The 6,937-nt window shown below is 71.4% G+C and carries 6 protein-coding genes and 1 pseudogene; 1 reads left to right on the top strand and 6 read right to left on the bottom strand.

The features are described 5' to 3' along the window. Positions 1-149: 149 nt before the first annotated feature. Together VIU94_RS21390 and VIU94_RS21385 are read right to left on the bottom strand one after the other, a co-directional pair. Positions 150-953 carry an ABC transporter ATP-binding protein gene (locus VIU94_RS21390; protein ID WP_331913451.1) on the bottom strand — a complete coding sequence of 268 codons (804 nt, stop codon included), beginning with the start codon at positions 951-953 and terminating at the stop codon, positions 150-152. Beyond that, positions 946-1,860: an ABC transporter permease gene (locus tag VIU94_RS21385; protein ID WP_414720983.1), complete on the bottom strand. Its 915-nt coding sequence runs from the start codon at positions 1,858-1,860 to the stop codon at positions 946-948. Before VIU94_RS21385 ends, VIU94_RS21390 begins: the two co-directional genes overlap by 8 nt. 224 nt (positions 1,861-2,084) lie before the next feature. Between VIU94_RS21385 and VIU94_RS21380 the strand changes: the two genes are divergently transcribed. After that, on the top strand, positions 2,085-2,696 hold the full coding sequence (locus tag VIU94_RS21380; RefSeq protein ID WP_331913449.1) for a TetR/AcrR family transcriptional regulator: 612 nt from the start codon (positions 2,085-2,087) through the stop codon (positions 2,694-2,696). 146 nt (positions 2,697-2,842) lie between these two features. Here the strand turns inward: VIU94_RS21380 and VIU94_RS21375 are convergent, their stop codons facing one another. From VIU94_RS21375 to VIU94_RS21360, 4 genes and pseudogenes are all read right to left on the bottom strand, one after another. After that, entirely contained in the window at positions 2,843-3,766 is a 924-nt protein-coding gene (locus VIU94_RS21375; protein ID WP_331913448.1) for a carbohydrate ABC transporter permease, read from the bottom strand. Next, entirely contained in the window at positions 3,763-5,085 is a 1,323-nt protein-coding gene (locus VIU94_RS21370; RefSeq protein WP_331913447.1) for a carbohydrate ABC transporter permease, read from the bottom strand. The genes VIU94_RS21375 and VIU94_RS21370 overlap by 4 nt, the downstream gene beginning before the upstream one ends. Before the next feature lie 13 nt (positions 5,086-5,098). Then, entirely contained in the window at positions 5,099-6,538 is a 1,440-nt protein-coding gene (locus VIU94_RS21365; RefSeq protein ID WP_331913446.1) for an ABC transporter substrate-binding protein, read from the bottom strand. A gap of 124 nt (positions 6,539-6,662) precedes the next feature. After that, positions 6,663-6,937 (bottom strand): annotated as a pseudogene (locus VIU94_RS21360) (hypothetical protein); the annotation flags it as partial.

Below are 6,937 nucleotides of genomic sequence, written 5' to 3'. Positions count from 1 at the left end.
CCCGCCGGCCGGTGCGCGCGGCCCATCGGGCCCGGCGGCTGTCAGCGGCCGGCCCCCCGGAGTCGGCTGCGGCCGGGGGGTCGAAGGGCGGCTCGGGCGGATGGTCGCGGTCGTTCCTCATCTCGCCGCACTTTAGTCTGGTTTGACTGTTATCTCCCGGTGTTGGCGGCCTTCTTGGTGAACGCCTCGTACGCCGCCACCACCTCCTTCGCCGGGCCGTCCATCCGCAGCGTGCCCGCCTCCAGCCACAACGCGCGGTCGCAGGTCTGGGTGATCGTCGAGTTGCTGTGGCTGACCAGGAACACCGTGCCCGCCTCCGCCCGCAGCTCGTCGATCCGCTCCTGGCTGCGGCTGCGGAACTTCGCGTCGCCCGTCGACAGCGCCTCGTCGATCAGCAGGACGTCGTGGGACCTGGCCGCCGCGATGGAGAAGCGCAGCCGGGCGCCCATGCCGGAGGAGTACGTGCGCATCGGCCGGGAGATCGCGTCGTCCTTCTCGTTGATCCCCGAGAAGTCCACGATCTCCTGGTACCGCGCGGCGATCTCGGCGCGGGTCATCCCCATCGCGAGCCCGCCGAGGATCACGTTCCGCTCGCCGGTGAGGTCGTTCATCAGCGCCGCGTTCACGCCGAGCAGGGCGGGCTGGCCCTGGGTGTAGATGCTGCCCCGGTTCACCGGGAGCAGCCCGGCGACCGCCCTGAGCAGCGTGGACTTGCCGGAGCCGTTCGAGCCGATCAGGCCGATCGCCTCGCCCCGGTACGCGGCGAAGCTCACGCCCTTGACCGCGTGCACCTTCCGCGCGCCGCCGCCCGCGGCCCGCCGTCGCGACAGGACCCGGCTCAGCGCGGATACCGCGCCGCCCTTCGGGGCGCCGCCGCCCTGGACGGTGTACGTGATGTGCGCGTCGTCCACGACGACGGTGGGGATGCGCTCCTCGCGCCGAGTGTCAGCCACGGCCGTACGTCTCCTCCGCCTGCCAGAAGTACAAGAACCCGCCCACGAAGGCGAGCAGCGCCCAGCCTGCCGCCAGCGGCCAGGCGTGCGCCGGCAGCTGCGCCGCGGTGAAGCTGTCCACCAGGGCGTAGCGGACGAGGTCGATGAAGAGCGCCGCGGGGTTCCACTGCAGGGCGGTGACCACCGCGTCCGGCAGCCGGCCCGATCCCGCGAGGTGGGGCAGCGACCACATCACGCCCGAGGCGTACATCCAGGTCCGCAGCACGAACGGCATGAGCTGTGCGACGTCCGGCGTCCGGGCGGCGAGCCGGGCCATCACCAGGGACAGGCCGGTGTTGAACAGCGCCTGCAGCGCCAGCGCCGGGACGGCGAGCAGCCAGGTCCGGTCGGGGAACTCGCCGAAGCAGCACAGGATGACGACGAGCGCGCCCATCGAGAAGAGCAGCTGCTGGAGCTGTTGCAGCGCCAGTGCGATCGGCAGGCTCGCGCGCGGGAAGTGCAGCGCGCGGACCAGGCCGAGGTTGCCGCTGATCGCGCGGGTGCCGGTGAGGATCGACTGGGCGGTGAAGGTCCAGACGAAGACGCCGGTCAGGAGGAAGGGGACGTAGTCCGGGACGTCGTGCCGGACGTTCATGATCACGCCGAAGATCAAGAAGTACACCGCCGCGTTGAGCAGCGGGGTCATCAGCTGCCAGAGCTGGCCCAGCCGTGCCTGGCTGTACTGGGCGGTCAGCCGGGCGGTCGCGAACGCGGCGATGAAGTGCCGGCGCGACCAGAGCTGCCGGACGTACCCGGGCAGGCCCGGCCGGGCCCCGCTCACGGTCAGGCCGTGCCGCAGGGCGAGGGCGCGGAGGTCCTCGGCGGGGGGCGGGGGCGCCTGCGCGGGGGGCGCGGGCTTGGTGTCGATGAGGGTCACGGGGTCGCTTTCGCTCGACGGCGCGTGGCGTGCCGGGTGGGCAGCTGTGACAGCTCGGCGATGGGGACGGCTCTGTGCGCGGAAGCTGGTGCGTTGGGAACGTGGTGGGTGGTGCGTTGGGACGGGTCCGTATCGTCGCTACGTGGAGCGTAGGACGCTTCCACGTCGGAACGCAACCGTCTCGTCGTGACGTGACCGTGGCTATCATCCTGTGCATGACCTCAGCCCCCGGCCCCGGAACCCCTCGCCGCGCCCCCGCCGGCGCCGCCGTGCTGCGGGAGGACGTGACCGACGCCATCCGCGCCGCCGTCTTCGAGGAGCTGGCCGCGGTCGGCTTCGCGCGGATGTCGATCGAGGGCATCGCGCGCCGGGCGGGCGTCGGGAAGACCGCCGTCTACCGGCGCTGGAAGTCCAAGCTCTCGCTCGTCCTCGACCTCGTCGGGGCCGTCGCCGTGCAGGGCCTGCCCGCGCCCGGGACCGGTTCGCTGTACGGGGACGTCCGCGCGCTCCTGGAGGTCGCGGCGCACGCGCTGCGCCACCCCGTGGCCTCGCAGGTCATCCCGGACCTGCTGGTGGAGGCGGCCCGGAACCCGGAGATCTCCGACGCGATCAAGGCCGCCCTGCTCGACGCCCAGCAGGGCGTGGTGGCCCAGGTGGTGCGCGAGGCCGTGGCCCGCGGGGAGCTGCCGGAGGGCGCGGACCCGGACCGCGCTCTCGACCTCGTCGTCGGGCCGCTGTACTGGCGGCTGGTCGTCGTCCGCGGCGAGCTCCCGGCCGGGTACCTGGACGACCTCGCGCGCTCGGCGGTGGCGGCGCTGACGGCGTAGCTGGGTACCGACGGATCGGCGCGTGCGGGGCGCGTGCGGGGGCGTACGGGGCACGTGTGGGGCGCGTGCGGGGCACGTACGGGGCACGTACGCGGCCGATCCGGCGTCCCGGCTCGGCCGCGTACCCCCTGCTCCCGCTACTCCGCCTACTTCACCGCGCCCGCCATCACCCCGGACACGAACTGCCGCTGGAACGCGAAGAAGACCACCAGCGGGATCACCATCGACACGAACGCGCCCGGCGCGAGCACGTCGATGTTGTTGCCGAACTGCCGGACCTGCTGCTGCAGCGCCACCGTGATCGGCGGCGACTCCGAGTCCGCGAAGATCAGTGCGACCAGCATGTCGTTCCAGACCCACAGGAACTGGAAGATGCCGAGCGAGGCGATCGCCGGCCCGCCCAGCGGCAGCACCACCCGGGTGAACAGCCGCACCTCGCCCGCCCCGTCGAGCCGTGCCGCTTCCAGCAGTTCGCGCGGGATCTCCGCGAAGAAGTTGCGCAGCAGGAAGATCGCGAAGGGCAGGCCGAACGCGGTGTGGAACAGCACCACCCCGAGCGTCGTCTCGAAGATGCCGAGCGTGCCGAAGAGCTTGGACACCGGCACCAGCGCCACCTGCACCGGCACCACGAGCAGCGCCACGACCGCCAGGAACCACCAGTCGCGGCCCGGGAAGTCCAGCCAGGCGAAGGCGTACCCGGCGAGCGAGCCGATCACCACGACCAGCACCGTCGCCGGGACGGTGATCAGGACGGTGGACAGGAGGGAGTCGGTGATCCGGTCGTCGCCGAGCAGCTCGGCGTAGTTCGCGCCGGTCAGCTCCGCCGGCGCGGTGAAGACCCGCCACCAGCCGCTCGACGCGATGTCGGACGGGTCGCGCAGCGAGGACAGCAGCAGTCCGATCGTCGGCATCAGCCAGAACAGCCCGACGAGGACGAGGACGACCCGTACCGCCCCGCCCGCCGTCCGCGCCGCGATCCGCGACGCCCACGACTTCTCGGGCGCGCTCGTCGCCGTGCTCGTCGCCGTGCTCGTCGCCTTGCGTGCCGCCGTGCCTGTCTCCGCACTCATCGCCGCGCCTCCCTTCGCATCCGGCGGATGTTGAAGGCCATCACCGGAATCACCAGCAACAGCAGCAGCACCGCGATCGCCGAGCCCACGCCCAGGTCCGCGTCCGTGCCGAAGGACGAGCGGTAGAGCTGGAGCGCCAGCACGTTCGCGTCGTCCTGTGCCGAGCCGGGCGCGATGATGAACACCAGGTCGAAGACCTTCAGCACGTTGATCATCAGCGTCACCAGGACCACCGCGAGCACCGGCGCGAGCAGCGGCACCGTGACCCGGCGGAAGACCTGCCACTCGTTGGCCCCGTCGACCCGCGCCGCTTCCAGCAGTTCGCGCGGCACCGCCGCCAGGCCCGCCGCGATCAGCACCATCGCGAAGCCGGCCCACATCCACACGTAACTGCCGATGACGGCGGGGGTGACCAGCGAAGGGCCCAGCCAGTGCACGCCGTTGTACTGCTCCCGGAAGTTGCTCTCCGGCAGCCGCAACAGCGCCCCGTCGGCCGCCGCCGGCAGGCTGAACGACCCGTCCGCGCCGGCCGTCGTCGAGGCGACGACCTTCCCGTCCTTCACCGCCTCGACGCGCAGTCCCTTGAGCCCCAGCTCCTGCGCGTCGACGACGTTGGGCTTGCCGCCGCCGCCCCGGGTGAAGTCCAGCCACGCCGTGCCGGTGATCCCGCCCGGCCGCGGCGCGGGCTCGGCGGCCGGCCGGGCGTCCTCGGGCATCTGCGCGGGCGGTACGCCGACCAGCGGCAGCCGGGCCGGCTCGCCCGCACGGACCGGGTTCTTCGTCACGTACCCGCCCTCACCCGACCCCTTCAGCGGATGGACCGGCAGCGGCCGGGCCTTGGGAAAGACGGAGGACTCGGCGAACGTGTCGTGCACACCCACCCAGACCGCGTTGGCGACGCCGCGGTCCGGATCCTGCTCGTACACCAGCCGGAAGATGATGCCCGCGGCCAGCATCGAGATCGCCATGGGCATGAAGACGACCAGCTTGAACGCCGTGCCCCAGCGCACCCGTTCGGTCAGCACCGCGAAGATCAGGCCGAGGGCGGTGGCCACGGCCGGGGCGAACACCACCCAGATCGCGTTGTTCTTCACCGCGGTGAGGATGGTGTCGTCGGTGAACAGCTCGACGTAGTTGGCGAGTCCGGCGAAGGAGTCACCGGACTTGTCGAAGAAGGAGCGCTGGACCGAGTACCCGATCGGATAGACCACGAGCGCGCCCAGCAGGACCAGTGCGGGGAGCAGGAAGCCCGCCGCGACGGCCCTGCGGGTGCCGGTCACGCTCTTGTTCGGATGCGGAGTGCGCCGGGACGAGGACATCGTCGGCCCCGGCTCAGCTCTTGTACGCCTTGGCCGCGTCGGACTCCAGGCGCGCCTGGGTCCCCGCGACGTCCTTCGGGTTCTTCAGGAAGTCCTGGAGCGCCTTCCACTCGCCCTTCCCGGGCGTGCCGCCGAACGAGGCCGGAGCCTGGTCGGACATGTCGAAGCGGAGCGCCCCGCCCGGAGTTGTGTCGTCGCCCGCTGCGATCAGGGCCTTGGCGATGTCGCGCTGCACATCGTCCGGGTACGCCCCGAAGTCCAGTGACTGGTTGGGAGAGATGAACCCGCCCTGCTCGGCCCAGATCCGTGCCGCGTCCGGCGACGCCAGGAACGTCAGCAGTGCCTGGGCGCCCTTCGAGTCCTTCAGCGCCACGGCCACGTCTCCGCCGGACACGACCGGGGCGTCCGCGCCCGCCGCCGGGAACGGGAAGACCTTGGCGTCTGTGCCGATCTTCGCCTTGGTCTGCGCGATGTTGACCGCGACGAAGTCTCCCTCGAAGACCATCGCGCCCTTGGGCTGGTCACCACCGGTGAAGGTCTGGGTGACCGACTTCGGGAACTCCGTCTGGAGAGCGCCGTCCGTGCCCCCCGCGATCAGGTGCGGCTTGCCGAAGAGTTCGGCGAGTGTGGTCAGGGCTTGCTTGACGGACGGGTCAGTCCACTTGATCTCGTGCTGGGCCAGCAGATCGTACTTCTCCGGGCCTGCCTGCGAGAGATAGATGTTCTCGAACCAGTCTGTGAGGGTCCAGCCGTCCGCGCCACCCACCGAGACGGGAGTGACACCGGAGGCGGAGATCGTCTCCGCAGTGGCCAGGAAGTCCTTCCAGGTCTTCGGCTCCTGGGCGCCCGCGTTCTCGAAGACTTTGGCGTTGTACCAGATCAGGGACTTGTTGGCAGCCTTGAAGTACACGCCGTACTGGGTGGAGCCGACGGCGCCGAGCTGCCGCCAGACCTTGGCGTAGTTCTTGTCCAGCTGGAGCATGGCCTCGCGGCTCACGGGCTTGGCCCACTTCTTCTCCACGGCCTGTTGGAGCGCCCCGACCTGCGGGAGCATCGCGACGTCCGGCGGGCTGCCGCCGGCGATCTTCGTGCCGAGGAAGTTGACGATCGGGTCCTGCGCCGGGACGAAGGTGACGTCCGCGCCGGTCCGCTTCTCGAACTCGTCCAGGACCTTGGTGAAGTTCTCCTGCTCGGGGCCGGTCCAGACGGCCGCGACCTCGATCTTCTCGCCCTTGAGGGAGGGGAGGGAGAGGTCCGACGTGCCGCCCTTCGTCGCGCCTCCGGAGCCGGGGTCCTTGCCGCCGTCGTCGCTGCAGCCGGCGAGGCCGAGGGCGGCGGCGGTGGTGAGGGCGGTGATCGTCAGTGCGGCTCTGCGTGTACGACGGCGTGTACGAGGAGTCTGAAGAGTCCTATGTGTACGAAGAGTTGTGCGTGTCCGAAGAGTTGTACGCATTCCTGCCCCGTCTCTCCTGTGCGCGTGCTCGTCCCGTGCGCAACAGGTCTACGCCGGGGGCCAGGGGCCCGCAATACCGCCTTCCGGGTCGAACAGGGGATCGTGATGGGCTCGTGACGTGCCGTCAGGCATGGCTCGCGGGGGTGAGCGGGGCGACCGGAGCGGCGTCGACCGAGCGGGCGGCGCGGTCGAGCGCGGAGGCGAGGAGGGCGAGGTCGGTCGGGCCGTTGCCCAGCTCGCGGACCGGGCGACGGGTCGGCGGATCGCCCATCCGCTCCCACTCCAGCGGGACGACGGTCGGCCGCAGCGTCGCCGTGCGCGGGATGCGGCCGGTCACCCGGCCGCCCTGGAACGGCGTCACGCGCCCGTCCGGATGCCCGAGCCGGCCGCGGCCGGGCG

The sequence above is a fragment of the Streptomyces sp. genome (genome assembly GCF_036566765.1).
Classification (GTDB): Bacteria; Actinomycetota; Actinomycetes; order Streptomycetales; family Streptomycetaceae; genus Streptomyces.
The sequence above is the reverse complement of the archived record's forward strand: the minus strand, read 5'-3'. Positions and strand labels throughout refer to the sequence as shown.